General features: G+C 65.7%; 18 protein-coding genes. 10 read left to right on the forward strand and 8 right to left on the reverse strand.

Annotation, left to right across the window (positions count from 1 at the left end):
• Positions 1-41 precede the first annotated feature (41 nt).
• From ACXR2T_RS13815 to ACXR2T_RS13825, 3 genes are read left to right on the forward strand one after another with little or no spacing between them, the layout of a single operon-like run.
• Positions 42-893: an ABC transporter permease gene (locus ACXR2T_RS13815; RefSeq protein ID WP_458813472.1), complete on the forward strand. Its 852-nt coding sequence runs from the start codon at positions 42-44 to the stop codon at positions 891-893.
• A complete protein-coding gene (locus tag ACXR2T_RS13820; RefSeq protein ID WP_458839789.1) occupies positions 890-1,768 on the forward strand; it encodes an ABC transporter permease in 879 nt (292 codons plus the stop codon). Before ACXR2T_RS13815 ends, ACXR2T_RS13820 begins: the two co-directional genes overlap by 4 nt.
• The gene (locus tag ACXR2T_RS13825) at positions 1,755-2,831 is read left to right on the forward strand and encodes an ABC transporter ATP-binding protein (RefSeq protein WP_458813183.1); all 1,077 of its coding nucleotides are present in this window, start codon (positions 1,755-1,757) and stop codon (positions 2,829-2,831) included. The genes ACXR2T_RS13820 and ACXR2T_RS13825 overlap by 14 nt, the downstream gene beginning before the upstream one ends.
• Before the next feature lie 337 nt (positions 2,832-3,168).
• Here ACXR2T_RS13825 and ACXR2T_RS13830 read toward each other — a convergent pair whose 3' ends face one another.
• Positions 3,169-3,603: a nucleoside deaminase gene (locus tag ACXR2T_RS13830; protein ID WP_458813474.1), complete on the reverse strand. Its 435-nt coding sequence runs from the start codon at positions 3,601-3,603 to the stop codon at positions 3,169-3,171.
• Between the two features lie 57 nt (positions 3,604-3,660).
• Here ACXR2T_RS13830 and upp point away from each other — a divergent pair, with 57 nt between their 5' ends.
• The 4 genes from upp to ACXR2T_RS13850 all read left to right on the forward strand — a co-directional run bounded on the left by upp (position 3,661) and on the right by ACXR2T_RS13850 (position 6,993).
• Entirely contained in the window at positions 3,661-4,299 is a 639-nt protein-coding gene (upp, locus tag ACXR2T_RS13835; protein WP_458813185.1) for a uracil phosphoribosyltransferase, read from the forward strand.
• 379 nt (positions 4,300-4,678) lie between these two features.
• Complete coding sequence (locus ACXR2T_RS13840; protein ID WP_458813187.1) at positions 4,679-5,380, forward strand: winged helix-turn-helix domain-containing protein; 702 nt, start codon at positions 4,679-4,681, stop codon at positions 5,378-5,380.
• 147 nt (positions 5,381-5,527) lie between these two features.
• On the forward strand, positions 5,528-6,280 hold the full coding sequence (locus tag ACXR2T_RS13845) for a DUF4234 domain-containing protein (protein WP_458839788.1): 753 nt from the start codon (positions 5,528-5,530) through the stop codon (positions 6,278-6,280).
• Between the two features lie 89 nt (positions 6,281-6,369).
• Positions 6,370-6,993, forward strand: a complete 624-nt coding sequence (locus ACXR2T_RS13850; protein ID WP_458839786.1) for a magnetosome magnetite crystal formation protein family — start codon at positions 6,370-6,372, stop codon at positions 6,991-6,993.
• Between the two features lie 113 nt (positions 6,994-7,106).
• On the opposite strand, the gene ACXR2T_RS13855 is transcribed toward ACXR2T_RS13850, so the two are convergent.
• Positions 7,107-7,490, reverse strand: coding sequence for a TIGR02611 family protein (locus ACXR2T_RS13855; RefSeq protein ID WP_458813193.1), 384 nt, complete (start codon positions 7,488-7,490; stop codon positions 7,107-7,109).
• 131 nt (positions 7,491-7,621) lie between these two features.
• On the opposite strand from ACXR2T_RS13855, the gene ACXR2T_RS13860 reads away from it, so the two are divergent.
• Together ACXR2T_RS13860 and ACXR2T_RS13865 are read left to right on the forward strand one after the other, a co-directional pair.
• The gene (locus ACXR2T_RS13860; protein WP_458839784.1) at positions 7,622-8,860 is read left to right on the forward strand and encodes a MalY/PatB family protein; all 1,239 of its coding nucleotides are present in this window, start codon (positions 7,622-7,624) and stop codon (positions 8,858-8,860) included.
• Positions 8,861-8,949: 89 nt separating this feature from the next.
• A complete protein-coding gene (locus ACXR2T_RS13865) occupies positions 8,950-10,323 on the forward strand; it encodes an O-acetylhomoserine aminocarboxypropyltransferase/cysteine synthase family protein (RefSeq protein ID WP_458839829.1) in 1,374 nt (457 codons plus the stop codon).
• A 161-nt stretch (positions 10,324-10,484) separates the two neighbouring features.
• On the opposite strand, the gene panB is transcribed toward ACXR2T_RS13865, so the two are convergent.
• Genes panB through ACXR2T_RS13895 form a run of 6 tightly spaced genes read right to left on the reverse strand, consistent with a single transcriptional unit; the run spans position 10,485 to position 15,277 of the window.
• The gene (panB, locus tag ACXR2T_RS13870; protein ID WP_458813197.1) at positions 10,485-11,330 is read right to left on the reverse strand and encodes a 3-methyl-2-oxobutanoate hydroxymethyltransferase; all 846 of its coding nucleotides are present in this window, start codon (positions 11,328-11,330) and stop codon (positions 10,485-10,487) included.
• Between the two features lie 44 nt (positions 11,331-11,374).
• The gene (panC, locus tag ACXR2T_RS13875; RefSeq protein WP_458839782.1) at positions 11,375-12,223 is read right to left on the reverse strand and encodes a pantoate--beta-alanine ligase; all 849 of its coding nucleotides are present in this window, start codon (positions 12,221-12,223) and stop codon (positions 11,375-11,377) included.
• On the reverse strand, positions 12,220-13,161 hold the full coding sequence (locus ACXR2T_RS13880) for a DUF2520 domain-containing protein (RefSeq protein ID WP_458839781.1): 942 nt from the start codon (positions 13,159-13,161) through the stop codon (positions 12,220-12,222). The genes panC and ACXR2T_RS13880 overlap by 4 nt, the downstream gene beginning before the upstream one ends.
• A gap of 21 nt (positions 13,162-13,182) precedes the next feature.
• Positions 13,183-14,328: a UDP-N-acetylmuramate dehydrogenase gene (locus ACXR2T_RS13885; protein ID WP_458839827.1), complete on the reverse strand. Its 1,146-nt coding sequence runs from the start codon at positions 14,326-14,328 to the stop codon at positions 13,183-13,185.
• Between the two features lie 32 nt (positions 14,329-14,360).
• Positions 14,361-14,822 carry a MaoC/PaaZ C-terminal domain-containing protein gene (locus ACXR2T_RS13890; RefSeq protein ID WP_458813203.1) on the reverse strand — a complete coding sequence of 154 codons (462 nt, stop codon included), beginning with the start codon at positions 14,820-14,822 and terminating at the stop codon, positions 14,361-14,363.
• A gap of 8 nt (positions 14,823-14,830) precedes the next feature.
• Positions 14,831-15,277: an FAS1-like dehydratase domain-containing protein gene (locus ACXR2T_RS13895; RefSeq protein WP_458839779.1), complete on the reverse strand. Its 447-nt coding sequence runs from the start codon at positions 15,275-15,277 to the stop codon at positions 14,831-14,833.
• Positions 15,278-15,410: 133 nt separating this feature from the next.
• Here ACXR2T_RS13895 and ACXR2T_RS13900 point away from each other — a divergent pair, with 133 nt between their 5' ends.
• Positions 15,411-17,186 carry an acetyl/propionyl/methylcrotonyl-CoA carboxylase subunit alpha gene (locus ACXR2T_RS13900; RefSeq protein WP_458839777.1) on the forward strand — a complete coding sequence of 592 codons (1,776 nt, stop codon included), beginning with the start codon at positions 15,411-15,413 and terminating at the stop codon, positions 17,184-17,186.
• The last annotated feature ends 108 nt before the right edge of the window (positions 17,187-17,294 follow it).

The raw sequence follows: 17,294 nt of genomic DNA on the forward strand, positions 1-17,294 counted from the left end.
ACGTGCGGGTACGGGGCCTGCCCCGTACCCGCACACGCTTTGTGATTGTGAAACGGTTTTCTGCGGCACTCGGGCTCGCCCCCTTCGCCGTCTACATACTGCTCTTTCTCGCCGTCCCCACGCTGCTCGCGATTGGCAGCGGCTTTTTTAGTGACGGCGCCTTTTCCCTAACACAGCTGCGGGTGCTCATCGCGCCCGAAACCATTTCGGCGTTCACTGCCAGCATCTGGGTGAGCGCCCTCACCGCGGTGGTCGGTGCTGCCATCGGCGCTGTGCTCTGCTGGGCGCTGGCGGCGCTCCCCGAAACCTCAGTCCTACGCCGAGTCATCGACTCAGCGAGTTCTGTGCTCGCCCAGTTTGGCGGCGTCATGCTCGCATTCGCATTTATCGCCACGATCGGCATTCAGGGTCTCGTGACCGTGGTGTTGCGCGACCACTTCGGCATCGACATTTTCGCCGAGGGCGTGTGGCTGTACGAACTGCCTGGGTTGGTTCTTCCCTACCTGTACTTTCAGGTGCCTCTTATGGTGATCACGTTCCTGCCCGCGGTGACAGCACTCAAACCGCGGTGGGCTGAAGCCGTTGCGACCCTGGGCGGTTCGAGTCGCTCGTACTGGCTGCGCGTCGGCGTTCCTGTGCTCGCGCCCGCTTTTCTTGGCTCGCTGCTGCTGCTGTTTGCCAACGCGTTCTCGTCGTACGCGACGGCTGCGGCGCTGATCAGCCAGGGCTCGCAGATCGTGCCGCTGCAGATTCGTGCGGCTCTGATCGGCGAGACCGGTGCTTCGACGGCTTCGACAGCCGGTGTGCTCGCCCTCGGCATGATCATCGTCATGACGGTGGCGATGATCGTGTACGGTCGACTCATGGCACGAGCTGCGCGGTGGCAATCATGAGCGCCCGCGTTCCCGGCCGCCCGTCGCGCGGTGTTGCCTACACCGTCATTGCGATCATCGGTGGCATCTTTCTGATTCCGCTCCTCGCGATGCTCGAGTTCACGCTGCGACAGAACACCGGCGGTTACGGTCTCGAGCACTGGGCGGCACTCTTTGACCCCGAGCAGGCCCGCAAGTACCGGGTTTTGTTTCAGGGGCTCACGAACTCGTTCATTCTTGCGGCCGTCACCCTCGTGATCATGCTCGGGCTGTTCTTTCCGACTATCGTTTGGGTGCACCTGCGATTTCCTAAACTCCAGCGTGCCCTCGACCTGCTCACGGTGCTGCCCATCGCGATCCCGGCCATCGTGCTCGTCGTGGGTTTCGCTCCCATCTACCGCGTCATCGGCCAGACGATCGGCTCGGCTGTGTGGACCCTCGCGCTCGCGTACGGCGTGCTCGTGCTGCCGTTCGCGTACCGCGCGATCGTCGCCGACCTGCACGGCATGGACGCCCGCGTGCGCGCCGAAGCTGCCCGCTCACTCGGAGCGGGCTGGGGCACCGTGCTGGTGCGCGTCATTGCTCCCGGCGTGCGCCGTGGCCTGCTCGCGGCGTCCCTCCTCACGATTGCCATCGTGCTGGGCGAGTTCACGGTGTCGTCGCTACTCAACCGCACGACGCTGCAGACCGCGCTGCTGCAAATCTCAAAATCCGACCCGTTCGTTGCGGTGATCGTCTCTCTGCTTTCGCTCATTGGCGCGTTTGTCGTGCTGCTACTCGTGAGCGCAACCGGCTCTGCTGGAGGGGCCGGATCCAAGCGTCGCGCCCGGCGCGCACTCCCCGTCACCGACACCGCCGCCATCACTCTGAAGGACCCGTCACGTGCCCAGTCATGAACTCACCCCCGCGACCGGATCAACGGTCCAACTACAGCAGGTATCTAAATCGTACGGCGCGACAACCGTGCTTGACGGGGTCGATCTTGCGCTCGAGCCGGGCGAGTTAGTCTGCTTACTCGGACCCTCCGGCTGCGGTAAGACCACGGCCCTGCGATGCATCGCCGGACTCGAGGAAGTGTCGGGTGGGCGCATTCTCATCGGCGGTGAAGATGTCACGGGTGTGCCCGTGAACCGCCGCGACATTGGCATGGTGTTTCAGCAGTACTCGCTGTTTCCGCACCTCACCGTGACTCGCAATGTCGAGTTTGGGCTATCAATGCGCAAAATCGCGAAGGCCGAGCGCGCCCGCCGGGTCGGTGAGATCCTCGAGATCGTGGGCCTCGACGGCCTCGCCGGCCGCTACCCGCACGAACTATCGGGAGGCCAGCAGCAGCGCGTCGCGCTCGCGCGCGCACTTGTGACCCGACCGCGCGCCCTGCTGCTCGACGAGCCGCTGTCTGCGCTCGACGCAAAAGTGCGTGTGCGTCTGCGCGACCAGATTCGCGCGATCCAAACCGAACTCGGCATTACGACCGTGTTTGTGACGCACGACCAAGAGGAGGCGCTCGCGATCTCCGACCGCGTCGCCGTCATGGAGGGCGGCCGCATCGCCCAACTCGGCACGCCTGAGGAGCTGTACCGTCGCCCCGTCTCGCCGTTCGTTGCTGACTTTGTGGGGCTTTCGAACCGGATCGCCGCGACCGTGGCCGGCACTGACGTGCTTGTGCACGGTTCACGACTTCCCGCACTCGGTCTTGAAGCGGTGCGTTCACACGCGAGTGTGACCGCGTTTGTGCGCCCCGAACACGTAATTCTCGAGGCCACGCTCGGCGCCGGTGACGAGCTCGACGCGGTCGTCATTTCGAGCGGGTTTCTCGGATCAATTCGTCGCACGGTCGTACAGCTGCCCGACGGCACTGAAATCGCATCGCAGCACGATTCAGGGCTGGTGTTTCGCCCCGGTGACACCGTGCGGGTGACGTTTACGCACACGCCCGTGACGGTGGCGGCGCTCGCGTAGGCAAGTGGCCGACCCACGTCACCCTGCGCGACGAAGGAGTCGCTGGGTCCACACCCCAACACCCCAACGACATCGATCACGCTTCAAGCATCAGTTTTTGCAGAACTTTGATTCTTAAAACCTGATTGATGCTTGAAAAGCACGAGCCGAGCCCACCACGGATTCTGTCAACGCCATATTTCCAGCCCCATACAAAAAATATGCGCGACTACTTCCGCTTAACACCGTGCCAGAAGCGGAACTTCTCGCGCATATTTTTTCTTGCGCCGTGCTGCGGTCGACGCTCGCGCAGAATGATGCAAGCTGTCGAACCCCACGCAGAAGAGTGAGGGGGCGGCTAGCGCAGCTGGGCGAAGAACTCCTCCAGCAGCGCCGCGCACTCTGCTTCACGCACTCCTGCTGTCACCTGCGGCACGGGGTGCGGCAGCCGGCCATCACGCAGCAGGTCGTATACGCTCCCCGCCGCTCCCGCCTTCGCATCCCACGCACCGAAGATCACCGTGGGCACCCGTGCGGCGAGAATCACGCCCGCGCACATGACGCACGGTTCGAGTGTGACGACAAGTGTGCAGTCATTCAACACTCGGTCACCCCGGGCGGCGCACGCCGCCCGGATCGCGAGTACCTCGGCGTGGCCGGTGGGATCCGGAACATGCTCGCGGGTGTTGCGGCCCAAGCCGAGCAGCTCGCCGTTTGGCCCCAGCACCGCGGCGCCGATGGGCACCTCGCCGCTCGCCGCGGCCTCGCGGGCGGCATCGAGCGCGAGGTTCATGGCAGCGAGCTCAAAATCTGATGGAGGGATTAAGGTCACACGAATAGAATAGGCCGCATGCGAGTTTTCGTGGCGGACCACCCGCTCATTACCCACAAGCTTTCCGTGCTGCGCAACGAGAACACCCCGCAGCCCACGTTTAGGCTGCTGATCGACGAGCTCATGACGCTGCTCGCGTACGAGGCAACGCGTGAAGTGCGCGTCGACCCCATCGAGATTCAGACACCCGTCGCGAAGACGATGGGCGTGCACCTGAGCGAACCGTTGCCGCTCATCGTGCCGATTCTGCGTGCTGGCCTCGGCATGCTCGACGGCATGGTGCGCCTCGTGCCCACCGCCGAGGTCGGTTTTTTGGGGATGGTGCGCGACGAAGAAACACTTCTGCCCACCACATACGCCGAGCGGCTGCCCGAATCGCTCGCGGGCCGGCAGTGCTTCGTACTCGACCCGATGCTCGCGACCGGTGGCTCGCTCGCCGGAGCGATCAAGTACCTCTTTGATCGCGGCGCCGACGATGTGACCGCGATCTGCGTGCTCGGTACGCCCGAGGGCGTTGAAGTGATTCGTGAGGCCGCGGGCGACCGCAAGGTAACACTCGTGCTCGGGGCCGTCGACGAGGGTCTCGACGAGAATGCGTACATCGTGCCCGGCCTCGGTGACGCCGGCGACCGCCTCTACGGCACCGCAGGCGACTAGCAAGTTGAGGCTCGCTCGCATGGGAGCGAGCCTACTTGCGCGCGCTTGCACGCGCTCCGTTGCGAAGTGTTACGGCGCATGCCGAAATATTTGACATACGCCGCAACACTTTGATTTACTAAGCAACATGCATGAAATCACTCGTACCCTGCACACCATCGAGGTGACTATTGGGGCAACCGGCATGATGATGGCCGGGATGGGTGACATGCGATGCCGAATGTGCATGTAACGATCGACCAGTAACCAGGCAATTTCGTTTCTTCTGCGCACACCCTAAGGGTGTCGCTCTCGTGGGTTTCTAGAGCACACGCTCACCCACCTACACATTTCGCATACCCGCCAGTCGGGCGCAAAGCAGCACCTAAAGGACATCATCATGGCTACCATCGCTCAGCCCACCACCCAGACCATCGCTCGCCCCGACCTGTCGGCGAAGCTCCCCACCTCCCCTGCCCCCGAACGCAACGTGCCCGAGGGCACCGAGGTGCGCGGCTTCGCCCTCTACGTTGGTCTCGCCGAGGCGAAGCTTGACGAGAACGACCCCAAGCTGGGCGCCGTTGTCGCAAAGATCAAGCAGCTCGTTGCCCAGATCGCGCCGGCCGCCGAAACGTATGCCGCCGTAGCGCTCGCCCCCGAGGGCACCGGCGGCCGCGACGTCGACGTAGTGCGTTTGGCGCTCGGTGATCCGGCGGCACACGCCCGCCAGAAACAGCAGGCTGCTTCGGCCGATGACCGCGCCGAGAGCGGCGTGATTCTCGACCTGTCACGCAAGCGCGTGCTGCTCGATAACGTGGCCGCAGCCCTCACCTTTCGCGAGTTCGAGCTGCTGCAGTACCTGGTGCTGCGCGAAGGCCGCACTATTAGCCGCGAAGAGCTCATCACCGGCCTGTGGGCAGACGCACAGGGCGAGGAGATCCCGAGCGAGCGCACGATCGATGTGCACATTCGTCGCCTGCGCGTAAAGCTCGCGCAGTACCAAGACATCGTGCGCACCGTGCGCGGCACGGGCTACCGCTTCGACCGTCACGCCGACGTGCAGGTGCTGCAGACCTCGGCTCCCAGCCCCGACCTGTTCTAATCGCATGTGGGGCGCGCTGCCTCACAGCACTGCTGCCCAGCGCTTGAGCTTGCCTGGCGGTTTTCTCCGACCTAATTCTGGTCGCGGTACCAATGTGACCTGCACTCGGGTAACGTCTATCGCACAGGTAACTCAAAGGGGATTTCTATGACTTCGCTTCCGCCCAACGGACAGGGTCAACAACCGCACGATGCGCAGCAGCAGGCGTACTACGCGCAGCAACAACAGCAGTATGCGCAGCAACAGGCGCAGTACGCCCAGCAGCAGCAGGCACAAGCGCAGGCACAGGCACAGGCACAGGCACAGGCACAGGCACAGTACGCCCAGCAACAACAGCAAGCACACCAGCAGGCACAGTACGCCCAACAGCAGTACGCGCAGCAGCAGTACGCGCAGCAGCACCAAGCGCAGGCTCAGCAGCAACAGGCCCAGGCTCAGTATGCACAGCCACAGGCACAGTACGCGCAGCCACAGGCACAGTACGCGCACCAGCAGTTCGTTCACGCAAACTACGCCACGAATCGTTCGCTGCTGAAGTACATTCTTCTCGGCATCATCACCTTGGGCATTTATGCCATCTGGGTGACCGCACGGTCTGGCGAAGACCTCAACGCGATCGCCGGCCGGTGGGATAACCGCCGCTCCATGAATTACTGGCTCATGGCACTGCTCGTGAGCCCGATCACCTGGGGTATTGGTGGGCTAGTGTGGTGGCACAAGACCTCTGACCGCATCGGTAACGAACAGCGTCGTCGCGGGCTCCAGCGCACGGTTGCGGCCTCTGACTACTGGCTATGGGGAGTACTCGGCATTCTTATCATCGTGGGCCCCTTCATCTTCGCGTACAAGTGGCTGCACGCCATGAATGACCTCTGCGCTGATTTCAACGTGCGCGGCTAGCCCGCGTGCATGGCTTGCGAACGGGTGTCCTTTCGCTCGCTCGGCGCCTGCGGTAACGTCATAGTCAGCGCCTATCAAAGGAGATCAAAATGACTACGCTTCCCCCAGAGGGCCAAAACCCCGAGGTGCCCAGCGGCCAGCCGTTGGGTGATCCGGTAGCGCCCCAGGCACCGCAGGCACCTACACCGCCGCAGCAACCGCAGTACCAGCAGCCGCAGGCGCCGCAGCAACCGCAGTACCAGCAGCCGCAAGCACCGCAAGCGCCGCAGGCGCCGCAGGCACCGCCCTATCAGCAGCCGGCAGGTGGCCAGGTACCGCCCGGCGGGGGCTACCAACAGGCCTACTCACAGCAGGCTGCCACGGACCCGCTGAGCAACATCACGCTGAACTACTGGCTCTCGGTATTCTTCTCGTGGATCCCCGCGCTCATCTTCTTCCTCATCGAAAAGGACAAGGGCAACCGTCAGGCCTACGACTACCACCGCGACAACCTCAACTTCTCGCTACTGCGGGTGGGCGCGGGGGTGGCCACCTACATCTTGTTTTTCATTGTGGTGTTTATCCCCTATGTCGGCGGGCTTCTCGCGACCGTGCTGTGGCTCGCAAATGTGGTGCTCTTCGTGTTCCACATCATTGCGGCCGCGAAGGCGCCCGCAGCGTTCCGCACCGGGCAAAAGCCGCCGTTCATCTTCAACATTCCGTTGATCAAGTAGGTCACGTGAGCCGCAATTTCAGCGGCATCGCACGAGCGGCATCGCACGAACAGCATCGCCCCGGCTAGGCTATCGAGCTTCACACTCGGCAGCCCAGCTGGGGCGATGCTGCATCAGCGTTCGCTTCGCTCCCGACGCTCGCGCTCACGTTCACGCTCAGCGCGGCGCTCGCGACGGGCCGCACGCCACATGTTCCAGCGCTCCCAGAACCGGGCAAGCACGCGTCGCAACCATCCGAGTAGTCGCCTGGCCCAGTGATACTCGGTGCCCAGCAAAGTGAGTCCGATGAACACGATCAACCAACCGGGGCCCGGCAGCGGAACAAGAATCAGACCGATAATCACCACCAGGCAGCCCAGCGTGGTCACTAACACTTTGTAGACAGTGTTGAGCCACGGGCGCCGCCGAATACGACCGCGCCAGCGCTCCATAAACTTGGCTACCCGACGACTGAGTCGGCGCGCACGTTCGGCGTCGTCGGCGTAGGGATCAACCATAAGCGCCAGAATAGGGGAGATCACTGAAACCTCACAGCTCAAAATCTCAGCTTTCGGTATTCAACAGCGCAAGATGACGCCGCTTTACTCGCGAGGTCGCGCGATCACGTCGCGCGCGCCACCATGGAGACATGAGCACAGGCGCAGGTATTACAGTCACTCCCGGCAGCGACGCCCAGGCCGTCGACCCCGGCGGAGTACCATTCGCACAGCTCGATCCTGCTCTGCTGCGCACGCAGCGCACGAGCATCAAGTGGACCCGCTTTGACGCCGATGTGCTGCCGCTGTTTGTCGCCGAGATGGATTTCGCGCTCGCCCCCGAGATCCGGGCCGCTCTGATCGAGCGCGTCGAGGCGTCTGATACCGGCTACCTCGATTCCCCCGGCCCGCTCGCCGAAGCCTTTTCTGGCTTCGCGCGCGATCGCTGGGGCTGGGAAGTACCTACCGAGCACGTCTACCTCGCGACCGATGTCGCGACCGGCATCGTCGAGGCGCTGCGCGTCGGCCGCCCGGCCGGCGGCCGCATCGCGCTCACGACGCCCGTCTACCCCAGCTTCTTCGAGATGCTCGAGGAGGTGCCGTTCGAGGTCGTCGAGATCCCGCTCGCAATTTCTGCGCCGGATCGCGCGCCCGCCGCCCGCCTTGACCTGGTTGCTATCGAGCGGGAATTCGCCGACACTCAGGGCATCGACGCGTTTTTGCTGTGCAACCCGCACAACCCACACGGCATCGTGCACACGGAAGAGGAGTTGACGCAGCTCGCGCGGCTCGCCGCCAAGTACGACGTATTTGTTGTTTCTGACGAGATCCACGCGCCCCTCACCCACGCCGGTGAAACGTTTGTGCCGTTTGCGCCGATCGCCGCCGCCGCCGGGGCGCTTGCCGTCACCACGACGTCAGCGAGTAAGGGCTGGAACCTCGCGGGCGCGAAGTGCTCGGTGATCGTCGCGGCAGACGAGGCAGCCGATGACCTTCTCGCCCTGCTGCCCCCCGAGGTCGCGGTGCGGGCAAGCATTCTTGGTCTGCACGCTGGCGTCGCCGCCTTCTCGCGGGGCCGCGAGTGGCTCGACCGCGCGATCGCACAGATTCAAGCGAACGACGTGCTGCTCGCTGAGCTCGTCGAGTCGTCGCTGCCGGGTGTGCGGTACACCCGCCCCCGCGCGGGCTATCTCGCGTGGCTCGACTTCACCGCCGCTGGCCTAGGCCAAGACCCGCACGCCCGCATTCTCGAAGACGCCAGGGTTGCCCTCAACAACGGTGCCGCGTTTGGTGCGGGCGGTAGCGGGCATGTGCGTCTCAATCTCGCTTGCGCCCCGGCCACTCTCATCGAAGCCGTGCGGCGCATCGCCCAGATCCTGCCGCGCTCATGACTTCTCTCGCACCGCACCCCGATCTCCCCACCCATCCAGGTCACGCCGCTCCTGCCGACGCGCACCACCACTTCGAAAGGCTCGACGAAATGACCACGGTCACCTCACCCAACACTGCAGCTCCTGCCGCACAACCGATCACCGAGTGGCGTGATTTCGACTTCGACACCCGGCAGGTACACGCGGGCGAATATGCCGACCTCAACTCGGGGTTGCGTGTGCCGTCGATCGCGGTGTCGGCGGGCTACGTGTTTGATGACTTTGATGATCAGGTGGACCGCTTCGCGGGGCGCTCCACGAACCCGATCTACTCGCGTCAGGGCAACCCAACCAACTCGGTGGCCGAGGCCAGGCTCGCTTCGCTCGAGGGCGGCACCGCAGCCGTTGCGGTGTCGAGCGGGCAGGCCGCGATCTCGTCTGCGCTGTTCACGCTCGCGAGCAACGGCGACCACATCGTCTCGACCGCCTCGGTGTACGGTGGCACCCGAATTCTCTTTGGCCGCAGCTTCAAGCGCTTCGGCATCGAGTTCGACTATGTGTGGGACACCGATAGTGATGAGGCGTGGGAGCGCGCAATTCGCCCGAACACGAAGGCGATCTACACCGAGACCATACCCAACCCGCGCAACGACGTCACCGACCTGCGACGCGTCGCTGAGATCGCCGCGCGCTACAACCTGCCACTCGTCGTAGACAACACAGTCGGAACACCCGCGTTGATTCGCCCGTTCGAGCATGGCGCCAATATCGTGGTGCACTCGACCACTAAGTTTCTTACCGGGCACGGTGCCGCCGTCGGTGGCGCGATTGTCGACGGCGGCAACTTCGACTGGGCGGCGGCGGAGCTTGCTGGCCGCTCATACCCGTTGATCACGCAGTCGTCGCGCCCCGGTCTCGGCTCACTGCTAGAGCGCTTTGGTGACGCGGCCTACGCTCGGGCCGCCCGAGAAGCCGTCGTCAACGATATCGGCCCCACGCTGTCACCCTTCAACGGATTTTTGCTGCACCAGGGCATGGAGACGCTGTCGTTGCGTATGGAGCGCCACGTTGACTCGTCAATCGCGATCGCCGCGTGGCTTGAGCAGCAGCCCGAGGTCGAATCAGTCGATTTTGCGGGGCTCCCCTCGAGCCCCCTCTACGCGCTTGCGTGTCGCGACTACGGCATCGACGATAACGGCTTTGCCCGGTCGGGGTCGGTGTTTGGTGTCACCGTGCGCGGCGGCATCGATGGTGCGCGCGCCTTCGTTGATGGGCTCCGCGTGTTCTCACGCATGACCGGCATCGGCGATACCCGCTCGATGGTGTTGCACCCCGCAACCTCGACTCATGCCACTTTCGCGCCCGACATCAACGAGAAGCTCGGCATCACACCCGGCCTCTTGCGTCTCTCGGTGGGCCTCGAATCGGCCCGCGATCTCATCGCCGATCTGCGCGCGGGCCTCGACCGCGTCGCCGCGCTTTAGCAGATGCCCGCGCGCTTCCCCTCTGGATTCTGCGACTCGCAAGCTCGCGCAGAATGACGTAAGCAGTACAAAGCTCGCGCAGAATGACGCAAGCAGTACGAAGCTCGCGCGCTTCCCCTCGTCATCCTGCGCGACGAAGGAGTCGCAGGATCCATCACCTCCTAGTCGTCCAGGGCGGAGCGCGCGGCGGCTACTGCCTCTGCGCCCGCGGCGTACTGGTGCTCAGCGCCAGGAAACTCTGCTGCTCGCACCTCTGAAGCGTAAGCCGCAATCGCTGCCACCGTGTCATCACCGATAGCCCCATACCGCTTCACGAACTTGGCGGTGTGCCCCTCGGTCACTCCGAGCAGGTCGTGCAGCACGAGCACCTGCCCGTCGGCCGGGCCCGCCCCAATACCGATGATCGGAATCGTGAGTGCCGCACGCAGCAACTGGGTAATCTCAGACGGCACCGCCTCGATGACCACGCAGAAGGCGCCAGCGGACTGCACGCCGAGCGCCTCGTGCACGAGTCGCTCGGCGCTCTCGCGCGTGCGCCCCTGCGCGCGCAATCCCCCCAGCGCGGTCGCGGTCTGTGGCGTGAGCCCAATGTGGCCGACAACAGGAATCCCCGCGTCGACGATCGCTCGAATGCGGCTGAGGCGTGCTTCAGACCCGCCCTCGAGCTTCACCGAGTCGGCGCCCGCCTCTTTGGCGAAGCGCATAGCTGTGGCGATGGCCTGCGCGTCAGACTCTTCGGTCGAACCAAACGGCACGTCGCACACAATGAACGCATCAGAGGTGCCGCGGCGTACAGCCCCAGCGAGCACCAGCATCTCGTCAGTCGTCACCGACACCGTCGACGAGTAGCCCAGCACCACCTGCGCGCCCGAGTCACCGACGAGCACCATGTCGACGCCAGCGCGATCCGCGGCGCGCGCCCCCGGGTAGTCATATGCGGTAACCATCACGATCGGCTCGCCTGCGAGCTTCTTCTGCTGCAGCTGCGGAATCGTAATCTGAGGCATCTGTGCGCTCCTAGGTGTTGTGGTCGTCAGGTCAGGCGATCAGGTCAGGCAAATGTCGGGGAGGGCACCAGCAGCTCGTTGTCGATGAGCCGCACTTCACCCACGCGCACCGCGATCGCGCACAGCACGGGTGTATCCACTGTAACGCGCTCGGCGAGCGTCGAGGGGTCGACGATCGCCACATACTCGGGCACGAGCCCGGCGTCTCCGAGTACGCCCGTCACCACGCCCGCGAGTTCAGGTGCCCGCGTCTCGCCCGCGCGCAGCGCAGCCGCTGCCGCTTCGAGGGCACGGGGCAGCGCGAGCGCCCGGCTACGATCCGGAGCGGACAGACGCACGTTGCGACTCGAGCGCGCAAGCCCGTCGGCCTCGCGCGAGATGGGGCACGCGACGATCTCGGTGGGCAGCCGCAGGTCGCTCACGAGGCGCCGCACGACGAGCAGCTGCTGCGCGTCTTTCTGCCCGAAGTAGGCGCGCGTGGCGCCCGCCGCGATGAGCAGCTTGGACACCACGGTCGCGACGCCGTCGAAGTGCCCGGGCCGCGAGGCGCCCTCGAGCACGTCGGTGAGCGGCCCCGCGACGTGCACCGAGGTCATATGCCCCTCGGGGTACATCTCGCTGGCTTCGGGCGCGAACACGAGGTCGGCCCCGGCACTCGCGACGAGCTCGGCGTCACGGGCCTCGGTGCGGGGGTATGCGGCGAGGTCTGCGGGGTCATTGAACTGGGTGGGGTTCACAAACACCGAGACGACGACGAGCTCGTTCGCGGCGCGCGCCGCCCGCACGAGCGACAGGTGCCCCTCGTGCAGCGCGCCCATCGTGGGCACGAGGCCGATGCTCGCGGCCCCCCGCGACGCCTCGCGCAACTCGTCGATCGTGCGAATGATCCTCACGCGGTGGTCTCCTTCGGGTCAGGCCTCGGATCGCGCCCCGCCATCACCCTGGTGGCAGCCGTGAGCGCGTCGAAAAGTTGTAAGTCGGTGGGGCTGAGCGCCCCCGTGGCGAGCGGTTCGGTGGTACTCGGCTGCGTGTTGAGCTCCCCCGGCACGTGCGCCCCCGACACGCACTCGGCAACGGCCGCGCGCTGCGCCGCGACGGTCGCTTCGTCGCCGCGGGAGATTGGCCCCGTGAGAGCTGCGGCCCCGTCGCGCACCCAGCCGTCGAGCGCAGCCTGCGCAAGCGGCACGAGGGCATCGCGCGGCACACCGGCGGTGGCAGCAAGGCGCGCGGCAAAGTCTTCGACGGTGACGAGAAAGTTCGCGGCGACAGAGGCCGCCGCGTGGTACGCCACCCGGTCTGCGCTCGCCACCCGAAACGTGCGCAACTTCAGCATCGCCGCGAGCGCCTCGGCCGCGGCAAGCGTATGCTGGCTAGTGCCATCGACGGCGGCGTACGCCCCCGCAAACGTGGTGCCGGGCCCGGTCACCGCGAGCAGCGGGTGCAGGCTAAACGCTTCGCGTTCGCCGAGCATCGCTAGACCCGACGCCCCCGATAGGTGCGCCACGATGGGCCCCGGCACGATCAGCTTCGCGGCCGCGGCGATGGCCTGGTCGGGCACCGCGAGCAGCACGAGGTCGGCGTGGATCCTGCGACTCGCTTCGCTCGCGCAGGATGACGAAGAAATTCCCTCGCTCGCGCAGGATGACGAAGAAATTCCCTCGCTCGCGCAGGATGACGAAGAAACTCCCTCGCTCGCGCAGGATGACGAAGCGTCAGCCGCGAGCAGGCCCGTCGCGCCGCGCCCCTCGAGCTGTGCCCCCGGCAGCGCGTGCGCGAGCGCACGACCCATGCGGCCGCCCCCGACAATCAGTATGCGCGTCGTCTCAGACATCGTCGCAGGCATCGCCCCTAGCTAAACCTCGAGCCCATACAGCCGGGGCTCGGGCACCAAGATCACGCCAAACTCCTGCTGCACTCGCTGCACGACAAATCGCGCAAGCTCGGCGACCTGTGCGGCGGTCGCTCCGCCGCAGTTGGTGAGCGCAAGCGTGTGCTTTGACGAAATTGCGGCGCCAGAACCGGGCAGCCGAAACCCGCGGGGTACGCCCGCATGCTCAATCAGCCACGCGGCCGACAGCTTCACCCTATTGTCGCTCTCGGCGCGCGGCACCCGCAGCGGCACCCCTGCGGCGAGCTCCTCAAAGCTCGTCACGCCCGGCGCGGGCTCGGGCGCGCGCAGCGCAAACCGCGGGGCGTTCTCGGGCAGCCCCGCCGCAAACCGCGACGATACGATCGGGTTCGTAAAGAACGAGCCGGCACTCCACGTGTCGTGGTCGCTCGCGTCGAGCACCATTCCCTTCGACGCACGCAACGCGATCACCGCGTCACGAATACGCTGGATCGGCACGAGCGCGCCCAGCTCTACCTCGAGAGCCTGGGCCAGCTGCCCGTAGCGCACGGGCGCTACGGCCTCTGCATGATCCGGATCGTTGCCAGCGGCCGCGGCCCTGTGCGCGCCGCGGGCGGGCGCGCGATCGGTGAGCAGCAGATCGATCGAGAGCACCACGCCCTCCATGCCCTGCTTGATCGCCGAGTCACGGTAGCCGAGCTCGAGCTCAGCGGCCATGAGGCGGCGGGGCACCTCGTCGCCGCGCTCGAGAAACTCGATCGAATGCAGCACGTCTTGCAGCTCGCAGCCGTACGCGCCAATGTTTTGCACGGGGGCCGCGCCCGCGAGACCGGGAATACCCGACAGCGCTTCGAGCCCTGCGAGGCCGCGTTCGACGGTGGCCTGCACGAGCTCGTCCCAGTCTTGGCCCGCCTGCACGCGCAGCCGCACTATACCCGCGTCGAGCGTCGGGTCATCGATCGCTTCGATGCCGGTGTTGCGTACGAGCACGACGGTGCCGGGAAACCCCTCGTCGCTGACGACGGTGTTCGAGCCGCCGCCGACCAGTAGCCAGGGCTCGTGTTCGCGCCACAGCGTGACCGCATGCTGCACGAGCTCGGCCGCCGTGTGCGCGACGAGCGTGCGCTCGGCGTGGCCGCCCACCCGCATCGTGGTGAGCTCAGCGAGCGACGGGTTGAACGTCACGCGAACGCCGCCACGAGCTGCGACTTGCCGAGCACGGTCGCGTCGTCAAACACGACCCGCAGGTCGATGCGGGCGGTGCGGGCATCTGTGTCGATCTTGCCAACGGTCGCAGTGATGGTGACCGTTGCGCCCGCCTGCGCGTCGACGGGAACGGGGCGGGTGAAGCGCGACTGAAAGTCCTGCACCCAAGCAGTCGGGTCGAATGCTGCGAGCCAGTCGGTGGCGACGGAGCCCGCCTGGCCCATGGTGAGCATGCCGTGGGCGAGCACGCCGGGGAGACCAACCTGCTGCGCAAAGTCGTCACGGTAGTGAATCGGGTTGAAGTCACCCGAGGCGCCCGCGTAGCGGACCAGGTGGTCGCGGGTGAGCGTCACCTCGCGCTCGGCGACAACCGCACCGGCCTCAAGGGAGTCGAATGCACTTGCCGCCGGTGTTGAAATCGTAGTTTCGGTAGTCATGGGGCTCCTTAACCTTCTTCGCCGCGCACCACGAGGGTGGAGATCGCGGTGACGACGTGCTCGCCAGCGGCATCCGTGATGGCGCTGGAAGCGGTGACCATGGAGTGGCCCCCCAGCTGCTTCACTGCCGCAATCGTGAGGGTTGCCGTGAGCTCGTCGCCAGCGACGATGGGGCGCGAGTACGTGAAACGCTGGTCGCCGTGCACGACGCGGGTAAAGTCGACCCCCGCTTCTTCGTCTGCGAGCAGCTGTGCGAGGGTCGCCTCTTGCACCACCACAGCGAACGTGGGCGGCGCGATAACGTCTGCGTGCCCGGCCGCGCGTGCGGCTTCGGGGTCGAGGTGCAGCGGGGACGTGCTGCCCACGGCGCGCGCAAACTCGCGCACCTTCTCGCGGCCGACAAGGTACGAAGCGGTGGGCGGGTATACCCGGCCCTTAATCTCTGGATTCACCACGCGGGTAAGTCTACCCAGCGCCACTGACGGTGCACGCCAGGTACGCGCGTCTGTGCGCACCGGCAACGATGAGCCAAAAGGTTTGTGCGATATATCCAAGGTTCAGGCCCCCGCCTGGAATAGGCTGGTTCGCATGTCGCGCATTCGTAAAGTCCTCATCGCCAACCGCGGTGAGATCGCAGTCCGCATTATTCGTGCCGCCGCTGACAGCGGCATCGCCTCGGTGGCGGTATACGCCGATCAAGACAGGGACGCCATGCACGCCCAGCTCGCCGACGAGGCGTATGCCCTGGGCGGCACAACGAGCGCCGAGACCTACCTGGTGATTGACAAGCTGCTCGCAGTCGCGCGCCGCTCGGGCGCAGACGCTGTGCACCCCGGCTATGGCTTTCTCGCCGAGAACGCACAGTTCGCGCAGGCCGTCATCGATGCGGGCCTCACCTGGATCGGGCCGAGCCCCGAGGCCATCGAGCGTCTTGGCGACAAGGTGTCAGCCCGTCACGTGGCCGAGAAGGTCGGCGCTCCGCTCGCCGCGGGCACCAGCGATCCTGTCAAGAACGCCGACGAGGTGCTCGCGTTCGCAGACGAGGTCGGGCTTCCCATCGCCATCAAAGCAGCGTTTGGCGGCGGTGGCCGCGGCCTGAAAGTCGCGTACGAGCGCGATGAGGTCGCTGAGCTGTTCGAGTCGGCCACCCGCGAAGCCGTCACAGCGTTTGGTCGCGGAGAGTGCTTCGTCGAGAAGTTTCTTGAGAAGCCGCGCCACGTCGAGACCCAGTGCCTCGCCGACGCGCACGGCAATGTTGTTGTCATTTCGACGCGTGACTGCTCGCTGCAGCGCCGCCACCAGAAGCTCGTAGAAGAGGCGCCCGCGCCGTTTCTCTCAGACGATCAGATCGAGCGGCTGTACTCCTCGTCGAAGGCGATTCTGAAAGAGGTCGGATACGTTGGCGCGGGCACCTGCGAGTTCTTGGTCGCGAAGGACGGCACGGTGTCGTTCCTCGAGGTCAACACCCGCCTGCAGGTGGAGCACTGCGTATCTGAAGAGGTCACCGGCATCGACCTTGTGCGCGAGCAGTTTCGTATCGCTGAGGGCGGCGTGCTCGACTACGCCGACCCGGTCGCGCACGCGCACTCGTTCGAGTTTCGCTTGAACGGTGAAGACGCGGGCAACGGCTTTCTGCCCCAGCCCGGCCCCGTTGCACTGTTCAAGCCGGCGTCTGGCCCCGGTGTGCGCGTCGACACGGGCGTCGCGACCGGCGATGTCGTTTCGGGCGCGTTCGACTCGATGCTCGGCAAGCTGATCGTCACGGGTACGACCCGCGAGGAGGCGCTGCAGCGCGCCCGCCGTGCCCTCGATGAGTTCGAGGTGCAGGGCCTGCCGACCGTGCTGCCCTTTCACCGCAAGATTGTGCGCGACGACGCTTTCACCGCCCCCGAGGGCACGTTTGGTGTCTACACGACCTGGATCGAGTCAGAGTTCGTCAACGACATCGAGCCATGGGAGGGCGAAGTGCCCCCCATCGCGCAAGACCCGAAGCGCCGACAGGTGACCGTTGAGGTCGAGGGCCGTCGTGTCGAGGTCTCGATGCCCGCGACGCTGCTGCCGCTCGTCGACCAAGAGGTAACTCGCGGCCCGGCTCCCCGCCGCGCCAAGGGTGCGGGCGTGCACGCCGCCGCCGGCGACGCCATCACCTCGCCTATGCAGGCGACCGTGGTGAAGGTCACCGTCGAAGACGGCCAGCAGGTCGTCGAGGGTGACCTCGTGCTCGTGCTCGAGGCGATGAAGATGGAGCAGTCGATCTACGCGCACCGCTCGGGCGTTATTGCTGGCCTCGACGCGCCCGTCGGCCAGACCGTCGCGAGCGGCCACGTGCTGCTGTCGATCGTCGACGCGCCCGCGGCCGAGTAGCCGCCCGGCGTCGCCACCGGCGTCGTCATCCGGCGTCGCCACCGGCGTCACCACCGGCGTCGTCATCCTGCGTGAGCTTGCGAATCGCAGGATCCACACATCATGGAT

This window comes from Leucobacter faecis (assembly GCF_054456635.2).